The sequence below is a fragment of the Streptomyces sp. NPDC050610 genome (assembly GCF_040654875.1).
Classification (GTDB): Bacteria; Actinomycetota; Actinomycetes; order Streptomycetales; family Streptomycetaceae; genus Streptomyces.
Window position 1 is genome coordinate 369,631 of the sequence record NZ_JBFAIV010000004.1, and the last position, 17,831, is coordinate 387,461.

The 17,831-nt window shown below is 72.8% G+C and carries 16 protein-coding genes, 1 pseudogene and 1 riboswitch; of the genes and pseudogenes, 13 read left to right on the forward strand and 4 right to left on the reverse strand.

Going from position 1 to position 17,831, the window contains the following annotated elements; translation table 11 throughout:
• Window positions 1-142 precede the first annotated feature (142 nt).
• The 11 genes from AB0I22_RS07830 to AB0I22_RS07880 all read left to right on the forward strand — a co-directional run bounded on the left by AB0I22_RS07830 (window position 143) and on the right by AB0I22_RS07880 (window position 10,622).
• A complete protein-coding gene (locus tag AB0I22_RS07830; protein WP_363129761.1) occupies window positions 143-1,654 on the forward strand; it encodes a UDP-N-acetylmuramoyl-L-alanyl-D-glutamate--2,6-diaminopimelate ligase in 1,512 nt (503 codons plus the stop codon).
• Between the two features lie 71 nt (window positions 1,655-1,725).
• A riboswitch (FMN riboswitch) is annotated at window positions 1,726-1,856 on the forward strand.
• Window positions 1,857-2,044: 188 nt separating this feature from the next.
• Complete coding sequence (ribD, locus tag AB0I22_RS07835) at window positions 2,045-3,163, forward strand: bifunctional diaminohydroxyphosphoribosylaminopyrimidine deaminase/5-amino-6-(5-phosphoribosylamino)uracil reductase RibD (protein ID WP_363129795.1); 1,119 nt, start codon at window positions 2,045-2,047, stop codon at window positions 3,161-3,163.
• Between the two features lie 9 nt (window positions 3,164-3,172).
• The gene (locus AB0I22_RS07840; protein WP_363129762.1) at window positions 3,173-3,778 is read left to right on the forward strand and encodes a riboflavin synthase; all 606 of its coding nucleotides are present in this window, start codon (window positions 3,173-3,175) and stop codon (window positions 3,776-3,778) included.
• Window positions 3,775-4,431 (forward strand): nicotinamide mononucleotide transporter family protein, encoded by a 657-nt coding sequence (locus AB0I22_RS07845; protein ID WP_363129763.1) that lies wholly within the window; start codon window positions 3,775-3,777, stop codon window positions 4,429-4,431. Before AB0I22_RS07840 ends, AB0I22_RS07845 begins: the two co-directional genes overlap by 4 nt.
• Window positions 4,428-5,711, forward strand: coding sequence for a bifunctional 3,4-dihydroxy-2-butanone-4-phosphate synthase/GTP cyclohydrolase II (locus AB0I22_RS07850; RefSeq protein WP_363129764.1), 1,284 nt, complete (start codon window positions 4,428-4,430; stop codon window positions 5,709-5,711). Before AB0I22_RS07845 ends, AB0I22_RS07850 begins: the two co-directional genes overlap by 4 nt.
• Before the next feature lie 41 nt (window positions 5,712-5,752).
• Window positions 5,753-6,238, forward strand: a complete 486-nt coding sequence (gene ribH, locus AB0I22_RS07855) for a 6,7-dimethyl-8-ribityllumazine synthase (protein WP_363129765.1) — start codon at window positions 5,753-5,755, stop codon at window positions 6,236-6,238.
• Between the two features lie 35 nt (window positions 6,239-6,273).
• A complete protein-coding gene (locus AB0I22_RS07860; RefSeq protein WP_363129766.1) occupies window positions 6,274-6,546 on the forward strand; it encodes a phosphoribosyl-ATP diphosphatase in 273 nt (90 codons plus the stop codon).
• 73 nt (window positions 6,547-6,619) lie between these two features.
• The gene (gene hisG / locus AB0I22_RS07865) at window positions 6,620-7,468 is read left to right on the forward strand and encodes an ATP phosphoribosyltransferase (protein WP_363129767.1); all 849 of its coding nucleotides are present in this window, start codon (window positions 6,620-6,622) and stop codon (window positions 7,466-7,468) included.
• A gap of 44 nt (window positions 7,469-7,512) precedes the next feature.
• Window positions 7,513-7,968, forward strand: coding sequence for a PH domain-containing protein (locus AB0I22_RS07870; RefSeq protein ID WP_363129768.1), 456 nt, complete (start codon window positions 7,513-7,515; stop codon window positions 7,966-7,968).
• A gap of 195 nt (window positions 7,969-8,163) precedes the next feature.
• On the forward strand, window positions 8,164-9,489 hold the full coding sequence (locus AB0I22_RS07875) for a hemolysin family protein (protein ID WP_363129796.1): 1,326 nt from the start codon (window positions 8,164-8,166) through the stop codon (window positions 9,487-9,489).
• Window positions 9,486-10,622, forward strand: a complete 1,137-nt coding sequence (locus tag AB0I22_RS07880; protein ID WP_363129769.1) for a hemolysin family protein — start codon at window positions 9,486-9,488, stop codon at window positions 10,620-10,622. The genes AB0I22_RS07875 and AB0I22_RS07880 overlap by 4 nt, the downstream gene beginning before the upstream one ends.
• A 75-nt stretch (window positions 10,623-10,697) precedes the next feature.
• On the opposite strand, the gene AB0I22_RS07885 is transcribed toward AB0I22_RS07880, so the two are convergent.
• Window positions 10,698-12,596 carry an AAA family ATPase gene (locus tag AB0I22_RS07885; protein WP_363129770.1) on the reverse strand — a complete coding sequence of 633 codons (1,899 nt, stop codon included), beginning with the start codon at window positions 12,594-12,596 and terminating at the stop codon, window positions 10,698-10,700.
• Between the two features lie 465 nt (window positions 12,597-13,061).
• A complete protein-coding gene (locus tag AB0I22_RS07890) occupies window positions 13,062-13,670 on the reverse strand; it encodes a hypothetical protein (protein ID WP_363129771.1) in 609 nt (202 codons plus the stop codon).
• A 178-nt stretch (window positions 13,671-13,848) separates the two neighbouring features.
• Between AB0I22_RS07890 and AB0I22_RS07895 the strand changes: the two genes are divergently transcribed.
• Complete coding sequence (locus tag AB0I22_RS07895; protein WP_363129797.1) at window positions 13,849-15,273, forward strand: peptidase C39 family protein; 1,425 nt, start codon at window positions 13,849-13,851, stop codon at window positions 15,271-15,273.
• Window positions 15,274-15,355: 82 nt separating this feature from the next.
• Window positions 15,356-16,405: a prevent-host-death family protein gene (locus AB0I22_RS07900; RefSeq protein ID WP_363129772.1), complete on the forward strand. Its 1,050-nt coding sequence runs from the start codon at window positions 15,356-15,358 to the stop codon at window positions 16,403-16,405.
• 27 nt (window positions 16,406-16,432) lie between these two features.
• Here AB0I22_RS07900 and AB0I22_RS07905 read toward each other — a convergent pair whose 3' ends face one another.
• The gene (locus AB0I22_RS07905; RefSeq protein ID WP_363129773.1) at window positions 16,433-17,383 is read right to left on the reverse strand and encodes an NAD-dependent epimerase/dehydratase family protein; all 951 of its coding nucleotides are present in this window, start codon (window positions 17,381-17,383) and stop codon (window positions 16,433-16,435) included.
• A 101-nt stretch (window positions 17,384-17,484) separates the two neighbouring features.
• Window positions 17,485-17,831: pseudogene (locus AB0I22_RS07910) on the reverse strand (DNA polymerase III subunit alpha); the annotation flags it as partial.

Genomic DNA, 17,831 nt, shown 5'->3' on the forward strand with positions numbered 1-17,831 from the left:
CCGGGCTCGTCCGCAGATCTCCCCGCCCCGTGGGGTCCGCTCGCCTTCCCAAGGCCCACCACCGCGATGTCCGGAACGCCGCACGCCCGCCCGCCGAGGCCGCGCTCGGCACGCCGCGATCGCACTTCGAATGGGGACAGTTGTGAAGTTGAGCGAACTGCTGGACGGGCACGAGCACCAGGTCCTCCAGGGCGACCCGAGCACCGCGATCACCGGCGGAATCACCTTCGACGCGGACCGTTCGGCGCCCGGCTCGCTCTACATCGCGGTCCGGGGCCACGCGGAGGGCGGGCCCGGGGCGGTCGGACGGGCGCTGGCGCGGGGCGCGGCGGCCGTACTGATCGACGGCGAGGTCCCGGTGCCCGAGGGGGCGGGCGACGGGGTGTGCGTGGTGCGGGTGCCGGACGCCCGCGTCGCGGCCCCCGTCGCCGCCTCCCGCTACCACGGCGAACCGGGCCGGGGCATGGACCTGGTGGCGATCACCGGAACCAACGGCAAGACCTCGGTCTCGTACATGGCCGAATCGATCCTGCAGCTCGCCGAGGGCGCGCGGGTGGGCGTCATCGGCACCTCGGGCAGCCGGGTCGGCGGCGAGCCGATCCCGATGCCGAGGTCGGTCCTGACCACCCCGGAGGCCCCGGAACTCCAGTACCTGCTCGGCCGCATGCGCGACCGCGGAGCCTCCAGCGTGGTGCTGGAGGCCACCTCCATGGCCCTGTTCACCCACCGGGTTGACCGCACGTTCGTCGACGTCGGGGTGTTCACCAACCTCACCCAGGACCACCTGGACGACCACGGCACCATGGACCGGTACAAGCAGGCCAAACTCCGGCTCTTCCAGGGGCTCTGCCGGCGCGCCGTCGTCAACGCCGACGACCCGGTCGGCGCCGAGATACGGGCGCTGATGCCCGACGCGTCGGTCACCTACGGCATCGACACCGAGGCCGACTACCGGGCGAGCGACCTCTCCGTGGGCGCCTCCGGCAGCCGCTTCACCCTCCACTACGACGGCCAGAAGCACCCGGCGGCCATCCCCTTCCCCGGCCGCTACTCGGTCTCCAACGCCCTGGCCGCCGTCGCCGCCTGCCACCAGCTGGGCCACAACCTCGAAGCGCTGGTCGGCACGCTCGACCGGCTGCCGCCCATACCGGGCCGGTTCGAGCGGTACGACACCCGGGACGGCACCTCGGTGATCGTGGACTACGCGCACTCCCCGGACTCGCTGGAGAAGGTCCTCACCACGCTCCGGGGCTTCGCCGCCGCCCGGATCATCACCGTCTTCGGCTGCGGCGGCGACCGGGACACCACCAAGCGCGCCGCCATGGGCGCGATCGCCGGCCGCCTCTCCGACCTGTGCGTCCTCACCTCGGACAACCCGCGCACGGAGAACCCGGAGACGATCCTCGACCACGTGGAGGCCGGCGTCACGCCGACCGGCACCCCCTTCGAGCGGTTCGCCGACCGGCGGCGCGCGATCCGCTTCGCCCTGGCCATGGCCCAGCCCGGCGACACCGTCCTCGTCGCGGGCAAGGGCAGCGAGCCGTACCAGAGCATCGGCGACGAGCTGATCCCCTTCAGCGACATGGCCGTCGTCCGCGAGCTCGCCGAGCCCCGCAGGCCCCCGGGTACCGGCGACCGCTCCCACGGCGTGTGACCCAGTGCACAACAGTTCGCCCGCATGCCCTGCGATCAGACGTGGCAGACTGGACCCGTACTGATATACGCAAGCGCACTCCGGGGTCGGTGAAAGTCCGAACCGGCGGTTACAGTCCGCGACCCGGTCGCCTCCAGCGACCGGTTGACCAGGTGAAACTCCTGGACCGACGGTTAAAGTCCGGATGGGAGGCAGTGCGCGGCGGGCTCGTTTCGGTACGCCGTCGCCGACGGCTCGTCCTCCCCTGGGCGACCTGTATCCCGGCGTCCGCGTAGCCGTTGCGATGTTCCCGTTTTTTGTCGTTCCGACAGCCCCGGAGTCCGTGCCTGATGAAGGCAGGAGGACCCGGTGGCCACCTCAGCCGCAGCGCCCCTCGGGGAGCGCGACGCCATGCGCCGCGCCATCGCGCTCGCCGCGCGCGCCCTCGGCGCCACCAGCCCCAACCCCGTCGTCGGCTGCGTCGTCCTCGACGACCAGGGCCGCGCCGTGGGCGAGGGCTGGCACGCACACGCGGGCGGCCCGCACGCTGAGGTCGTCGCGCTGCACGCGGCGGGGGAGCGGGCCCGGGGCGGCACCGCAGTCGTCACCCTCGAACCCTGCAACCACACCGGCCGCACCGGCCCCTGCGCCCAGGCGCTCCTCGACGCCGGGATCGCCCGCGTCGTCTACGCCGTCGCCGACCCCACCCCCACCGCGACCGGCGGCGCCCGCACCCTCGCGGACGCGGGCGTCGACGTCGAGGGCGGCCTGCTCGCCGACGAGGCCGCCGCCGGCAACGAGGCGTGGCTGACCTCGGTCCTGCGCCACCGCCCCTTCGTGCTGTGGAAGTACGCGGCCACCCTGGACGGCCGCACCGCCGCCGCCGACGGCACCAGCCGCTGGATCACCTCGCCCGAGGCCCGCGCCGACGTGCACCGGCTGCGCGCCGAGGCCGACGCCGTGATCGTCGGCTCCGGCACCGCCCGTACGGACGACCCGCAGCTCACGGCACGGATGCCGGACACCGGGATCAGCCAGCCGCTGCGGGTCGTCGTCGACACCAACGCCACCGCCGTACGGCCCGGCGCCCGGGTCCTGGACGGCGCCGCGCCCACCCTCATCGCTGTCGCCGAGGACGCCGGGACAGCCCACCTCGACGGGCTCGCCCCCGTGGTGCGGCTGCCGCGCGCCGCCGGCGGCCGCGGCCTGGACATCCACGCCCTGCTCGCCGAGGTGTACCGCCGCGGCGTCCGCTCCGTCCTGCTGGAGGGCGGCGCCACCCTCGCCGGCGCCTTCCTCGCCGCCCACGCCGTCGACAAGGTCGTCGGCTACCTCGCCCCCGCCCTGCTCGGCGCCGGGCCCGCCGTGCTGACGGACGCCGGAATCGGCACGATCTCGCAGGCGTTGCGCCTCGACGTGAGCGAGGTCAGCCGCCTCGGCCCCGACCTGCGCCTCACCGCCGTGCCCCGCATCCGGCACGCCGCCGAACCCGCCCCCGGCAGCGCCGCCGCTCCGCACCCCGCCCGCTAGGAGAGTCACGTGTTCACCGGAATCGTCGAAGAACTGGGTGAGGTCACCGGAGTCGAGGACCTCGGCGACGCCTCCCGCTTCCGCCTCCGCGGCCCCGTCGTCACCGACGGCGCCCGCCACGGCGACTCGATCGCCGTCAACGGCGTCTGCCTCACCGTCGTCGACGCGGGCGAGGGCGAGTTCACCGCCGACGTCATGGCCGAGACGCTCGACCGCTCCAGCCTCGCCGACCTCGCCGCCGGCTCCCGCGTCAACCTCGAACGGCCGATGGCGCTCGGCGGCCGGCTCGGCGGCCATCTCGTCCAGGGCCACGTCGACGGCACCGGCACCATCGCCGGCCGCGAACACTCGGAGCACTGGGACATCGTCCGGATCTCCCTCCCCGCCGACCTCACCCGCTACATCGTGGAGAAGGGCTCCATCACCGTCGACGGCATCAGCCTCACCGTCGTCGACGCGGGCCCCGACTACTTCACCGTCAGCCTCATCCCCACCACCCTCGCCCTGACCACCCTCGGCATCAAGCAGCCCGGGGACCGCGTCAACCTTGAGGTGGACGTGCTCGCCAAGTACGTGGAGCGGCTGCTGGGCGACCGTACGGAGACCGCCAAGTGACTGCCGTCGGCTGGCTGAACGACGAGGCGTTCGCCGTCCTCGGCCAGCACGTCATCTGGTCCGACATGATCGGCAACATCGTCGGCCTGATCGCCCTCGCCCTCGGCTGGCGGCGCTCCATCTGGACCTGGCCGGCCCAGTTCCTCTCCGGCGTCGTCCTCGTCTCCGCCTACGCCTACGCGCACCTGTCCGGCGGCGTCGGCAAGCAACTCCTGGTCATCGGCGTCGCGCTGTGGGGCTGGCGGCTGTGGCAGCGCGGCCGGCGCGACGCGCAGGACGGCTCCATCGCCGTCCGCTTCGCCACCTGGCGCGAGCGCGGGCTGCTGGCCGGCGGCACGGCGCTCGGCACCCTCGCCGTCGGCGCGCTCTTCACCGCCGTCCCCGAACTGTCCTGGAACCCCTGGCCGGACGCCTACATCTTCGTCGGCACCCTCACCGCGATGGTCGCCCAGGCCCGCGGCCTCGTCGAATTCTGGTTCGCCTGGCTCCTGGTCGACCTCGTCGGCGTCCCGCTCGCCTTCACCAGCGGCCTGGCCTTCGCCGGCCTCGTCTACGTCGTCTACCTCGGCCTCGTCCTGTGGGGACTGCGCGACTGGTGGCTGCGGTCCCGCACGAGCACTCAGCAGCACATCCCGGAAGGAGCGGCGGCATGACCGCACCGCACAGTTGGTACGGGGCCGAAGAGGACCTCACCCTCGACCCCGTCGAACGGGCGATCAGCGACATCGCCGCCGGCCGCCCCGTCGTCGTGGTCGACGACGAGAGCCGCGAGAACGAGGGCGACCTCGTCGTCGCCGCGGAGAAGGCCACCCCCGAACTCGTCGCCTTCATGATGAGCGAGTGCCGCGGCCTGATCTGCGCGCCGATGGAGGAGAGCACCCTCGACCGGCTCGACCTCCCGCAGATGGTCGCCCGCAACACCGAGTCGATGAGCACCGCCTTCACCGTCTCCGTCGACGCGAGCGCCGCGCACTCCGTCACCACCGGCATCTCCGCCGCCGACCGCGCCACCACCATCCGGCTGCTGGCCGACGCGGACTCCGAGCCCGGCGACTTCGTCCGCCCCGGCCACGTCTTCCCGCTGCGCGCCCGCCCCGGCGGCGTCCTGGTCCGGCCCGGCCACACCGAGGCCGGCGTCGACCTCGCCCGCCTCGCCGGGCTGCGCCCGGCCGCCGCCATCGTCGAGATCGCGGGCGAGGACGGCGCCATGCTGCGCCTGCCCGAGCTGGTGCCCTTCGCCCGCAAGCACGGCCTCGCGATCATCTCGATAGAGGACCTCGTCGCCTACCGCCGCTCCGCCGAGCCCACCGTCCGCCGCGAGGCCGCCACCCGGCTGCCCACCGCGTTCGGCGACTTCCGCGCGTACGGCTACCGCTCCACCGTCGACGGCGTCGAGCACATCGCGCTGGTCAGCGGCGACATCGGGGACGGCGAGGACCTGCTGGTCCGGGTCCACTCCGAGTGCCTGACCGGCGACATCTTCGGCTCCCAGCGCTGCGACTGCGGACCGCAGCTGCACGCCTCCCTGGAGCGCGTCGCCGCCGAGGGCCGCGGCGTGGTCCTCTACCTCCGCGGCCACGAGGGCCGCGGCATCGGCCTGCTGTCCAAGCTGCGCGCGTACGAGCTCCAGGAGCGCGGCCGCGACACGCTCGACGCCAACCTGGAACTCGGCCTGCCCGCCGACGCCCGGGACTACGCGGCCGGCGCGCGGATCCTCGCCGACCTCGGCGTGCACAGCCTGCGGCTGATGACCAACAACCCCGACAAGGTCACGGCCCTCGTCCGGCACGGCCTGGTGGTCACCGGCCGCGAGCCCATGCCCGTACAGGCCCAGGAGCACAACCTCCGCTACCTGCGCACCAAGCGGGACCGGATGGGGCACGACCTGCCGTGGCTGGACGCCGACCGGGCGTCCGCCTGCGGCAACCAATAGCAGCCGTATCCGAGAACACAGCACCAGTACCTAGGAGAGACGTGAGCGGCAAGGGCGCACCCGAACTGAGTGTGAAGAACTGCGGCGACCTGCGGGTGGCGGTCATCGCGGCGCAGTGGCACGAGAAGGTCATGGAAGGCCTCGTCGACGGCGCCCTGCGCGCACTCGGCGAGCTGGGCATCGACGAGCCCACCGTGCTGCGGGTGCCGGGCAGCTTCGAGCTGCCCGTCGTCGCGAAGGTCCTCGCCGGCCGCGGCTACGACGCGATCGTCGCCCTCGGCGTCGTCATCCGCGGCGGCACCCCCCACTTCGAATACGTCTGCCAGGGCGTGACGCAGGGGCTGACCCAGGTCAGCGTCGACACCGGCGTGCCGATCGGCTTCGGCGTGCTGACCTGCGACACCGAGGAGCAGGCCCTGGACCGGGCCGGCATCGAGGGGTCCACCGAGGACAAGGGGCACGAGGCGGTCACCGCCGCCGTCGCCACCGCGACCACGCTGCGCTCCGTGTCGGAGCCCTGGCGCTGATCCCCGGCCCGCCACCCCGTAGGCTGGGCACCACCATGGCTGACAAGACATTCGAGGAGCTCTTCGCCGAGCTCCAGCAGAAGGCCGCCTCCGGCGACCCCAGCACCTCCCGCACCGCCGAACTGGTGGAAAAGGGCGTGCACGCCATCGGCAAGAAGGTCGTCGAGGAGGCCGCCGAGGTGTGGATGGCGGCCGAGTACGAGGGCGCCGCCGCCACCGCCGAAGAGATCTCCCAGCTGCTCTACCACGTCCAGGTGATGATGGTCGCCCGGGGGATCTCCCTCGACGACGTATACGCTCACCTCTGACCCGGCCCCGGCCGGGCGCCCCGACGCACCACTCCGACGTCCGATACCCCGACGTACAAAGGAAACAGACCTCATGCTGCGCATCGCCGTCCCCAACAAGGGTTCTCTCTCCGAGCCTGCGTCGGCGATGCTCCATGAGGCCGGCTACCAGCAGCGCAAGGACCGCAGGGAACTCGTCCTCGTCGACGCAGCCAACGAGGTCGAGTTCTTCTTCCTGCGCCCCCGCGACATCGCCGTGTACGTGGGCAGCGGCAAGCTGGACATCGGCATCACCGGCCGCGACCTGCTGCTCGACTCCGGCGCCAACGCCGAGGAGATCATGCAGCTCGGCTTCGCCGGCTCCACCTTCCGCTACGCCACCCGCCCGGGCACCGCGAACGGCGTCGGAGACTTCGGCGGCATGACCGTCGCCACCTCCTTCAACGGCCTGGTCAGCAAGCACCTCGCCGACCACGGCGTGGACGCCGCCGTCGTCCACCTCGACGGGGCCGTCGAGACCGCCATCCAGCTCGGCGTCGCCGAGATCATCGCCGACGTCGTCGAGACCGGCACCACGCTGCGCAACGCGGGCCTGGAGATCATCGGCGAGCCGATCCTGGAGTCCGAGGCCGTCGTCATCCGCCGCACCGGCGAGGGCGTCGACGACCCCAAGATCCGGCAGTTCCTCCGCCGCATGCAGGGCGTCCTCGTCGCCCGGCGGTACGTGATGATGGACTACGACATCCGCGTCGAGCACGTCGAGCGCGCCGTCGCCCTCACCCCCGGCCTGGAGTCGCCCACCGTCTCCCCACTGCACCACGAGGGCTGGGTCGCCGTCCGCTCGATGGTCCCGTCCAACGAGGCCCAGCGCATCATGGACGAGCTGTACGAACTGGGCGCCCGCGCGATCCTCACCACCGGCATCCACGCCTGCCGCCTCTGAGCACCCGGCAGAGCACGCCCACCCACCACGAAGAGACGACGGCCGTGTCCACGCCCCAGCCCGACCTCCCCGCCCTGCCGGTCACCTTCCGGCCCACCCGCACCCGGATCGTCCTGCTGACCTCGGGCACGGCCCTGCTCGTCGCGCTCACCGTGATGTCGCTGATGCTGGAGACCCTGAGCACCGGCGACAGGGCCACCTTCATCTGCACCGGCCTGGTGATCTTCGCGGTGCTGGTGCTGCTCAGCCGCCCCAAGGTCGTCGCCGGCCCCGACGGCGTCCTCGTCGTCAACCTGACGACGACCCGCCGGCTGGCCTGGGCGCAGATCGTCCGCGTCAATCTGCGCCCCGGCGACGCCTGGGTCCACCTCGACCTCGCCGACGGCACCAGTCTGCCCGCCATGGGCATCCAGCCCGGCGTCGCCAAGGAGCAGGCCATCGGCGACGCCCGCGCGCTGCGCGCCCTCGCCGAGACGCACGGAGCGGGCGCTTCCGCCTGAGGCGGCTGCCCCCGGCGGGGCCTCCTTGATTACTCTGGTGCCACGGGCACACACCGTGCTCCGCCCCGCACCCAAGCGGCCGCGCCCCAACCGGCCGGCGGGGGACCTGCGAACCGAGGAGTGACTCCCTCCAGCGATGGACGGATCTTCCTGTAGTACCTGCGCCGCCCCCCACCACGAGGCGGCGGCATGAGCATCACCGTGTCTCTCCTGCTGCTCGCGGCAGCCCTCCTCCTCATCCTGGCCAACGGCTTCTTCGTCGCCGCCGAATTCGGGCTGGTGACCGTCGAGAGGCCGGAGGCCGAGCGGGCCGCCGCCGCAGGCGACCGCCGCGCCAGGACCGTCGTCGAGGCGCTCCGCGAACTCTCCTTCCAACTCTCCGGCACCCAGCTGGGCATCACCATCACCTCCCTGGTGGTGGGCATGCTCGCCGAGCCCGCGCTCGGCCGGCTGCTGGCCGGCCCCTTCTCGGCCATCGGCCTGCCCGGCGGCGCCGGAGCCGGCGTCGCGGTGGTCGTCGGCATGCTGGTGGCCTCCGCCGTCCAGATGATCATCGGCGAGCTGGTGCCCAAGAACTGGGCGGTCTCCCGGCCGCTCCAGGTCGCGCGGTTCGTCGCCGGCCCGCAGCACGCCTTCACCCGCTTCTTCCGGCCCGTGATCACCGCCCTCAACAAGGTCGCCAACCGGCTCGTACGGGCCCTGGGCGTCGAACCCGCCGACGAGCTGGCCTCGGCCCGTACGCCCGGCGAGCTCGTCTCGCTCGCCCGGCACTCGGCGCTCGCCGGGGCCATCGAGCAGGACACCGCCGACCTGTTCGTGCGGACCCTCTCGCTCGGCGAGCTGACCGCACAGCACGTCATGACGCCGCGCGTGAAGGTCAGCGCCCTCCAGTCGTCCGCGACCGCCGAGGACGTCCTGAACCTCACCCGCGCCACCGGCCTCTCCCGCTTCCCCGTCTACCGCGAGCGGCTGGACGAGGTCGTCGGCATGGTCCACCTCAAGGACGCGCTCGCCGTCCCCGCGCACGAGCGGCTGCGCACCCCCGTGAGCCGCGTAGCCGTGCCCCCGATGCTCGTCCCCGAGACGCTGCCCGTACGGCCGCTGCTGGAGCGGCTGCGCAGCGAGCAGCCGATAGCCGTGGTCGTCGACGAGTACGGCGGCACGGCCGGGGTCGTGACCCTGGAGGACATCGTCGAGGAACTGGTCGGCGAGGTCCGCGACGAACACGACGGCCACGACCTGCCGGAGCTGGCCGCCGCCCTCACCGAGGACGGGCGGCCCGCCTGGGACGCCGACGGCGGCTGCCGGGTCGACACTCTGCGCCGCATCGGCCTCGCCGCCCCGGACGGCCCGTACGAGACCGTGGCCGGCCTCGTCGCCACGCTGCTCGGACGCATCCCGGCCCCCGGCGACAGCGCCGAACTGCCCGGCTGGCGCCTCTCGGTGCGCCAGGTCGGCCACCACCGCGCCGAACGGGTGCGGATAGCACGGACCGGCGGCCCGCAGGGAGAGAACCGATGAGCCTGCTGCAACTCCTCTTCGCCCTCCTCCTGGTGCTCGCCAACGGCTTCTTCGTGGGGGCCGAGTTCGCGCTCGTCTCCGTACGGCGCAGCCAGATCGAGCCGCGCGCCGCCGAGGGCTCGGCGCGCGCCCGCACCGTCCTGACCGGGCTGGAGAACCTGCCGCAGATGATGGCGGCGGCCCAGTTCGGCATCACCGTCTGCTCGCTGACGCTCGGCGCGGTCGCCGAACCGACCGTGGCGCACCTGCTGGAGCCCGTCTTCCACGCGGCCCGCCTGCCCGAGCAGCTGGTCCACCCCTTCGGCTACGCCATCGCGCTCGCCGTGGTGGTCTTCCTGCACCTGGTCATCGGCGAGATGGTGCCCAAGAACCTGGCCATGTCCGCCCCCGACCGGGCGGCGCTGTGGCTGGGGCCCGGACTCGTCGCCTTCGCGCGGCTGTGCCGGCCGGTCACCGCGCTGCTCGGCGCGTGCGCCCGTAGCGTGCTGAAGGTCTTCGGCGTCGAGCCCAAGGACGAGGTGGAAGCGGTCTTCACCAGCGAGCAGCTGACCCACCTCGTCGACGACTCCCGGCAGGCCGGGCTGCTCGACCCCGAGGCGCAGGACCGGCTGGAGGACGCGCTGGAGCTGGGCAGCCGCCCGGTCACCGACGTCCTCCTGGACGCGGACACGCTGGTCACCATCGACCCGTCGGCCACTCCGCGGCAGATCGAGGAGCTGACCGTACGGACCGGCTACTCGCGCTTCCCGGTCCGCGCCCCCGGCGGCGCCTTCATGGGATATCTGCACGTCAAGGACGTACTGGAACTGGAGGACCGGGACCGGGCGGTGCCGCAGCACGTCTGGCGGCGCATCGACACGCTGCGAGCCGAACTGCCCCTGGACGACGCGCTCACCGTGCTGCGCCGGGCCGCCGCGCACCTGGCGGCCGTCGCGGACGCCTCGGGCCGGGTGCTGGGGCTCGTCGCGCTGGAGGACGTACTGGAGAAGCTGGTCGGCGAGGTCCGCGACCCGGCGCACCGGGTCGTGCCGCAGACCCGGCCCGACGCGGTGCCGGGCGACCTGCTGCTGCGGCCCCGGGCGGCGGGCGCCACACCGCTGGTGCCGGCCGAGCGGGACGCCATGGCGGGCTGAGGCCGCTGAGACGGACGGCGGGCCGCTGAGGGCTGCTGAGACGGACGGCGGGCCGCTGAGCGGCGGCCCGCCGGTCTACTGCGGCTCTCGCGGGTCGCGGTCCAGCGGGCCGCGCCCCGAGAGGACCTCGCCGTACGCCTGCATCAGGTCCGGCAGCCGCAGTGTGGCGAGGTCGGCACGGGTGGGGGTGGCCGGGAAGCCCGACAGCCGCAGGTCCCGGTAGGCGCAGCTCTTCTCGTACAGCGTGCGCAGGAAGCGGCCGTTGCCCAGCTCGTCGATCCAGCCCTGCTCCACGACATGCCCGCTGATGCTGCGCAGCTCCTCCAGCGCCTCCTCGTCCCAGCCGTCGCCGTTCTCGGCGGCCAGCACCTCGCCGATGCTGGTGAGTTCCAGCGGGCGGTAGCTGGGGAAGTCGACGCGGGTCGTGAAGCGGGAGCCGAGGCCGGGGTTGGCGGCGAGCAGCCGGTCCATGCCCTCGGGATAGCCGGCCAGGATGACCACCAGCCGGTCGCGGTTGTCCTCGGCGCGCTTGAGCAGCACTTGGAGCGCCTCGTCGCCGTAGGCGTCGCCCTTGCTGTAGCCGGAGTTGGAGAGGCTGTACGCCTCGTCGACGAAGAGCACCCCGCCCAGCGCCGAGTCGATCAGCTCGTTGGCCTTGACGGCCGTCTGGCCGAGGAACTCGCCGACCAGGTCGGCCCGCTGCGCCTCCACCAGATGGTCGCCGCCGAGCAGTCCGAGCGCGTAGAAGACCCGTCCCAGGATGCGGGCGACGGTGGTCTTGCCGGTGCCCGAGGGTCCGGAGAAGACGAAGTGCCGTTTCGGCGGCTGTACGGGCAGGCCCTGCCCGGCCCGCAGCCGCGCCATGTGCAGCTGCGCGGAGAGCGCCCGCACCTGCCGCTTCACGGGCTCCAGCCCCACCATCCGCTCCAGCTCGCCGAGCGCCTTCGCGAGCAGCACGGGGTCGGAGGGGCCGACGGGCAGCTCGTCGCCGCCGGGCTGGGCGGGGACTCGGCCCTTGGACCGTATGCCTTCGGAGTCGAGGGGCGAGCCGGGCGGTGCGGCGCCGGGGAGGTCGGGGTCCAGGCCGGCGAGCAGGTCGCGGCCGTCGGCGGCGTTGTCGGCGGCCTGCGTCTCGGGGTCGGCCGCCGCGTCCTGGCCGATGCCCGCCAGCGATACGGCCGCGAGGTCCGACTCGACGGGCCCGTCGAAGCCGTCCCCGTCGGCGATGGCGGCGAGCCGGGCGGCGGTGTCCATGAACGCCGTGTCGACGCGGTGCACGGCGCGGTAGAGGGGGAGGGCGGCGGCGCTGCGGCCGGTGCCCTCGTGCGCGCGGGCGAGCCAGTAGCGCAGCTCCTTGCGCTGCGGCTGCTCGCTGCGGCAGCGCATCAGGGCGGCGGCCAGCAGCGGTTCGGCCTGCCCGTACATCTCCAGCCGGACCCGCGCCATGCCGCCGAACAGCCCGGCCTCGATGCCCAGGACCGGGTCGTCGAGGAGCGGTTCGGTATGGCGTACGAGCTGGTCCCAGTCCTTGACGAGATAGGCGCGGCACGCGTGCAGGAACCGCACCTGCGCGTCGGCCTCGACGGGCGGGCAGCCGGCCAGGGCCCGGTCCAGGTCGGGGACGTGGCGGCCGTCGAGCCAGTGCGAGGCGTGCGCGAGCAGCAGATCGCGGCCGCTCTCCAGCACCGGCTGCACCCACCAGCCGAGCCAGTACCAGGAATTGAGGGAGCGCCGGTGGCGGGTGCGCTGCTCGCCGAAGCGGTCGCGGTGGCGGTGCATGCGCAGCAGCGCGGTGGTGGTGTCGGCGCGCAGCGCGTGCAGGCCGAGCCAGGCGTCCGCCATCGCCGGATCGATGCGGACCGCGACCCGGAACTCCTCCTCGGCCTGCGCGTACGCGCCCATGGTGTAGGCGTCGACGGCGCGCAGCCAGGCGAGTTCGGCCGGGGCGTGTGAGCCCTGCGTGCCGAAATCCATCACGTCCCCCACAAACCGTGCCCCCGTAGCGTGCCGCCGGGCGAGTGCCTGGCCGCGCTTTCTGACCGTTGTGCCGTGGACGGGAGTTGACCATTGCGTCGGCGCCCTCGTGCGGCGACCCGCCGAGTGCGCCGTTTGGCATCGTACCTGCGGAGTTGCCGTCGACCGAAGGGTGCCGCACGGCTGTTCGCGGTGCGAAGGGGAATCCTGGCGGTGGTTACTGAGGGTAAGGCCTGATGTGCGCAAAGGCCGCAAATCGCCGCCGGAGGACAGAACGAAGCCCCCGATCACGGGGGAACAACCGGGGGCTTCGCGTCTGTCGGCGGCCCTCGCGGACCGCACAATGAGAACGTAAGTCCTGTACGGCCCCCAGGTCAAGCGGAGTTGAGACACTCGGCGGGGAACGCCCGGCCACGGAAAACGGACCGATCGCACCCGCTCACGGAGCGTAAGGGCAAGGGCAGTTCAGCGGGGCCCGGCGGGCCCCGGCAGTACCTCATACCCCTGATCCCGCGAGAACACCAGGAGTTCGGCGTACGGACGTGAGGGGTCCGCGGCGAAATGCGACCGCTCCGCGCGCATCCAGCCGTCCCAGAATCCGGACAGCTCGGGACCGTCACGCAGTTGACCCCGCTCCCAGGAGTCGCCGGCCGGCAGCTCCATCCACAGCAGGCACGCCAGATACGGCCGCAGCGCCCGGCGCCCCGCCCCCACGCCCTCCACGAGGACGACCGGCGCGGGGCCGGCCTCCTTCACCCGGGAGAACCGCCGCTCCACCCAGTCGTACGCGCCGTACCGCGCAGCCTCCCCGCGCCCCAGCGGCCCGATCACCTGCTCGCGCAGCCGCCCGGTCCAGCCGAACAGCTCCTCGTGCGTCGCGAGGTCGTCCAGATGCAGCACCGGTGCCCCGCCGAGCGCCTCGGACAGCCGCCCCGCGAACGTGGTCTTGCCGGAACCCGCGTGCCCGTCCACGGCGACCAGCCGCACCGGCCCGAGGGAGGGCGGCAGCGCTTCGAGCCGCCGGGCGAGCGCGTCGAGGGGAGCGGGGGCGCCGGCGTCGATGGGATCTTTCACCTGGTCAGCCTACGGTCCGACGCGGGGCGGGCCGGTCGTCCCTGGCTGTGGTCGCCACCCGTATTCACGGCGCGCCATAGGGGGAATCACTGGCCCAGGACGCCGAGCCGGGCGATAGTTGTGCCGCGCTCACACAGCTCCCGCCCCATCCGCAGACGACTGGGGGACACCCGCCATGATCAGCAGATCCACTCCGCGCCGCACCGTGCTCGCCGTCGCCATCGGCGTCGTCGCCGCGACCGTCTCCTCCTCGGCGCACGCCGCGCCGCGCCGCGGCCCCCAGAAGCCTGACGGCCCGGCCGGGCCCCCGCCCGCCGCCCCGGAGACGGAAACGGAGACGGAGGGGGACGCGGCGGCCGGCGCGGCCATCGACTACCACGGCTGGACCAGCTACGGCGACTGGCGCTGCGGCGCCGCCGAAGGGACCCGGATCGAGCACGGCGACCGGCCGGGCGTGGTCATCGACCACCCCGTCGGCACCGCGCTCTACCCCGACCCGCACACCGGTACCCGGGCCACCTGGGAGTACGCCACCTGGACCTCCCCGCCGCGCACCCTGCCCGTACCGGCCGACGAGGCCGTGATCTCGTGGAACGCGCACACCCCGCACGGCACCTGGCTCCAGATCGAGCTCCACGGCACGTACACGGACGGCACCAGCACCCCCTGGTACGTGATGGGGCGCTGGACCGCCGGCGACGCCGCCGAGGACATCCGGCGCACCTCCGTCGACGACCAGCGCGACGGCAAGAGCGGCATCTCCACGGACACCTTCGCCATGGACGCCGCCGCCGGCGGGCTCCGCCTGGCCTCGTACGAGCTGAAGATCACCCTCTACCGCAGGCCGGGCAGCAAGCTCACGCCCACCGTGTGGCGGCTCGGCGCGATGGCCTCCGACCTGCCCGCCCGCTTCACCGTGCCCGCCTCGACGCCGCTCCCGGGCGGCGCGCGCGAGCTGAAGGTGCCGCGCTACTCGCAGGAGATCCACAAGGGGCAGTACCCGGAGTACGACAACGGCGGCGAGGCGTGGTGCAGCCCCACCTCCTCGCAGATGATCATCGAGTACTGGGGCCGCCGCGCCACCCCGGCGGACCTGTCCTGGGTCGATCCCGCCTACGCCGACCCCCAGGTCTGCCACGCCGCCCGCTACACGTACGACTACCAGTACCAGGGCTGCGGCAACTGGCCCTTCAACGCCGCCTACGCCGCGACCTACCGCGGCATGCAGGGCGTCGTCACCCGGCTCGGCTCCCTCAACGACGCCGAGCGGCTCATCGGCGTCGGCATCCCCCTCATCACCTCCCAGTCCTTCCTCGCCACGGAGCTGGACGGCGCGGGCTACGGCACGGCGGGCCACCTGATGACGGTCGTCGGCTTCACCGCCGACGGCGACGTCATCGCCAACGACCCGGCGTCGCCCACCAACGCGGCGGTCCGGCGCGTCTACAAACGTCGTCAGTGGGAAAATGTCTGGCTGAGAACGCGGCGCTACAACGCCTCCAACAAGGTGGTGGGCAACCCCGGCGGCGTCTGCTACCTGTACTTCCCCGTCGAGGTGACGGCGGAGCAGCGGCGCGTCCTGAGGTCCTTCGGCATCCGCTGACGGGCGCGACGCGGTGCCCCGGACTTCAGGTGGGGCCCTCTGCCCGCGGGACGGGGAGAGGGCCCCAGTAGTGTCCGAGCGCATGGACTGCATTGAACTACGCGATCTCATAGCGGACTTCGGGCCGGTGATCGGCCGTATCGAGGAGACCGGTGAGCGGGTGGGCGTCACCGAAGACCGTGAACCGGCGGGCGTGCTCCTCGCGGCGGCCGAACTGGCCGAGCTGGAGCACTTCGCGCAACGGGTCCACGCCGGCCCGAGGCCCCGGCCGGGAAGCGGGCAGGAGCGCCCGGCCGGCCCGGAGCGACAGGGCCCGTACACCCGGTACGCGTACACCGGCGAGGTGCGGATGACGTTCACACGGGAGCGCGCGACCGTGGCCGAGCTGCGGTCCGCGGCCGAACTCGACTGGCTGGAGAGCAAGGCACGCATCGGCCGCCAGAGCTACATGGACCCGAAGCAGGCGGCGGCGTTCGAGGAATTCCTCGCCCGCCAGCCCCCATTCGAGGACGGCATAGCGTGGATCGCCGACGACTGGAGCGAACAAGAGCCTTTCACCGTCCTCGAATTCATCAAGGGCGTGACAGCGGAAGAGGTCGCTCTCGCCTACGGGGCCGACGCTCAGGACATCGACGGCGGGCTGCTGCTGCACACGGTGCGGGAACAAGACGAACGCGAAGGCACCGACGAACTCTGTCGCGTGCTCGCTTTCGGGGAAGCGGCCGGGTGGACGTGGCTGGGCTACCACGACTTCGACGACGCCTTCACCCGCCGGCTCGACCCGCCTCCCGCGCAGCAGATCACGCTGACCGCGACGGGGGCCAAGGCCATCTACGACTTCAGCTATCGCAAGGACGGGGAATACCAGAACCCCTTCCCGGCCGAAGGCGGCGCCGACGCGGGATCGGACGCATACGAGCTCATCTGGTACACGCCGGGCGAGCCGCCGTTCGGCCCGGAAGCGCCGCTGGAATTCCTCAACCCGCACATCCGTCACGCGGAGCGGCAGACCGATTGGACGGGCGGCATCCCGCTGTTCTTCGCCGGACTGGAACGCGCCTTCGGCCTGTGCCTGCCCCAGCGCGCGATCACCTCCGGACACGTGCGCTGCGCCCGGCCGGCCCGTCGTTGACCCCCGGAGCCCGGCACGGCGCGGCCGTCAGCCGGTCGGCGCGGCGAAGGCGTCGCGGTACCACTGGACAGTGGCGCGCAGCGCGTCCGGCAGGGGGGTGGCGCGCAGCCCCAGCGCCTCGGTGACGGCCGTGTCGTCCATGACGAACGGCTCGGTGTGCCAGTAGAAGAGTTCGGCGTACTCGGCCATGAACGCCGCGTCGAACGGGCCCCAGGGCCTGGGTTCGGTCAGGACCTCGGCGCGGACGGGGCGGCCGGTCTCCTCGGCGATGAGGTCGAAGACCTGGCGGGTGGTCAGCGCCGGGGCCACCGGGAGGTGCCACAGCCGGCCCCAGCAGTCCTCGCGCTCGGCGAGGGTCGCGAGGGCGCGGGCGATGTCCGGGACGTAGCTGTAGCTGTGCGGCAGGTCGATGTCGCCCATGGCGCCTACCGGGTCGCCGCTCAGCGCCGGCGGGAACACGCCTCCGCCGAGGGACGACGTCAGCGTGCGGGGGCCGAAGAAGTCCGCGGCCATTCCGAGCACCACGCGGGCGTCGCCCCGGCTGTGCGCCTCCAGGTAGCGCTCGGCGATCCGGGCCCGTACCCGGCCCTTGTGCGACGTGGCGGCGAACGGGGTGCGCTCCGTCATGGGGACGCCGCCCGTCGGCCCGTACAGGTTGAGCGTCTCGACGGTGGCGAGGACGGCCCCGCTGGGCCCGACCGCCTTCAGGAGCGCGTCCTGGATGCGGGGGAGCGTCTCGGGCTGCTGCGCGTACGGGACGTGGGTGCAGTTGTAGACGGCGGCGGCGCCTTCGGTGATCTCGCGCAGCCGGGCGGCGTCCGTGACGTCCGCGGTGACGAGTGCCGCGCCTGTCGGCAGCGTGGCGCTGCCCGAGCGGTTGACGCAGCGGACGCGGTGGCCGCGGGCGAGGAGTTCGTCGGCGACCGCGAGGCCCGAGGGGCCGGTGCCCAGGACAACGTGCAGTTGACGGTCGTTCATGTACCGATCCTTTGTTAGCGCTCTACGTGTTAGTTATAACTTCTAACTGACGCTAGGATCGATCGTTCCAGTGATGGTGTCAATAGGCTTCGTCATGGTCGTCACGTCACCCGCGTCACGGCCACGGCCGCCTTGAGATCCGCCCAGAACTCCGGACGTGCCTCGACGCGTTGACCCAGCCGGTAGACGGTCGTCTTCCGCTTCCCGCGCACCCTCAGGTGCACTTCGGCCCGCCCCGGGTGCGAGCGAAGGATCTCCGCCAGCTGGCCGACCGACGCGGGCGTCACGCCCGACTCCGGCATTTCGAGGCGTACGGGCGCGTTCGGCCCCGCGTCGCTCAGGTCGGGGACCGCCATCTCCATGGCGACGAGGCGCGGGACGTCCTCGCGCTTGTCGAGGCGGCCCTTGACGAAGACGACGGTGTCCTCGACGAGCTGGGTGGAGACGA

What these genes read in the sequence shown, in the direction of transcription:
- ribD (WP_363129795.1), top strand. Translation starts at nt 2,045, where the DNA reads ATGCGCCGCGCCATCGCGCTCGCCGCGCGCGCCCTCGGCGCCACCAGC.
- AB0I22_RS07850 (WP_363129764.1), top strand. Translation starts at nt 4,428, where the DNA reads ATGACCGCACCGCACAGTTGGTACGGGGCCGAAGAGGACCTCACCCTC.
- AB0I22_RS07860 (WP_363129766.1), top strand. Translation starts at nt 6,274, where the DNA reads ATGGCTGACAAGACATTCGAGGAGCTCTTCGCCGAGCTCCAGCAGAAG.
- hisG (WP_363129767.1), top strand. Translation starts at nt 6,620, where the DNA reads ATGCTGCGCATCGCCGTCCCCAACAAGGGTTCTCTCTCCGAGCCTGCG.
- AB0I22_RS07880 (WP_363129769.1), top strand. Translation starts at nt 9,486, where the DNA reads ATGAGCCTGCTGCAACTCCTCTTCGCCCTCCTCCTGGTGCTCGCCAAC.
- AB0I22_RS07885 (WP_363129770.1), bottom strand. Translation starts at nt 12,596, where the DNA reads ATGGATTTCGGCACGCAGGGCTCACACGCCCCGGCCGAACTCGCCTGG.
- AB0I22_RS07900 (WP_363129772.1), top strand. Translation starts at nt 15,356, where the DNA reads ATGGACTGCATTGAACTACGCGATCTCATAGCGGACTTCGGGCCGGTG.
- AB0I22_RS07905 (WP_363129773.1), bottom strand. Translation starts at nt 17,383, where the DNA reads ATGAACGACCGTCAACTGCACGTTGTCCTGGGCACCGGCCCCTCGGGC.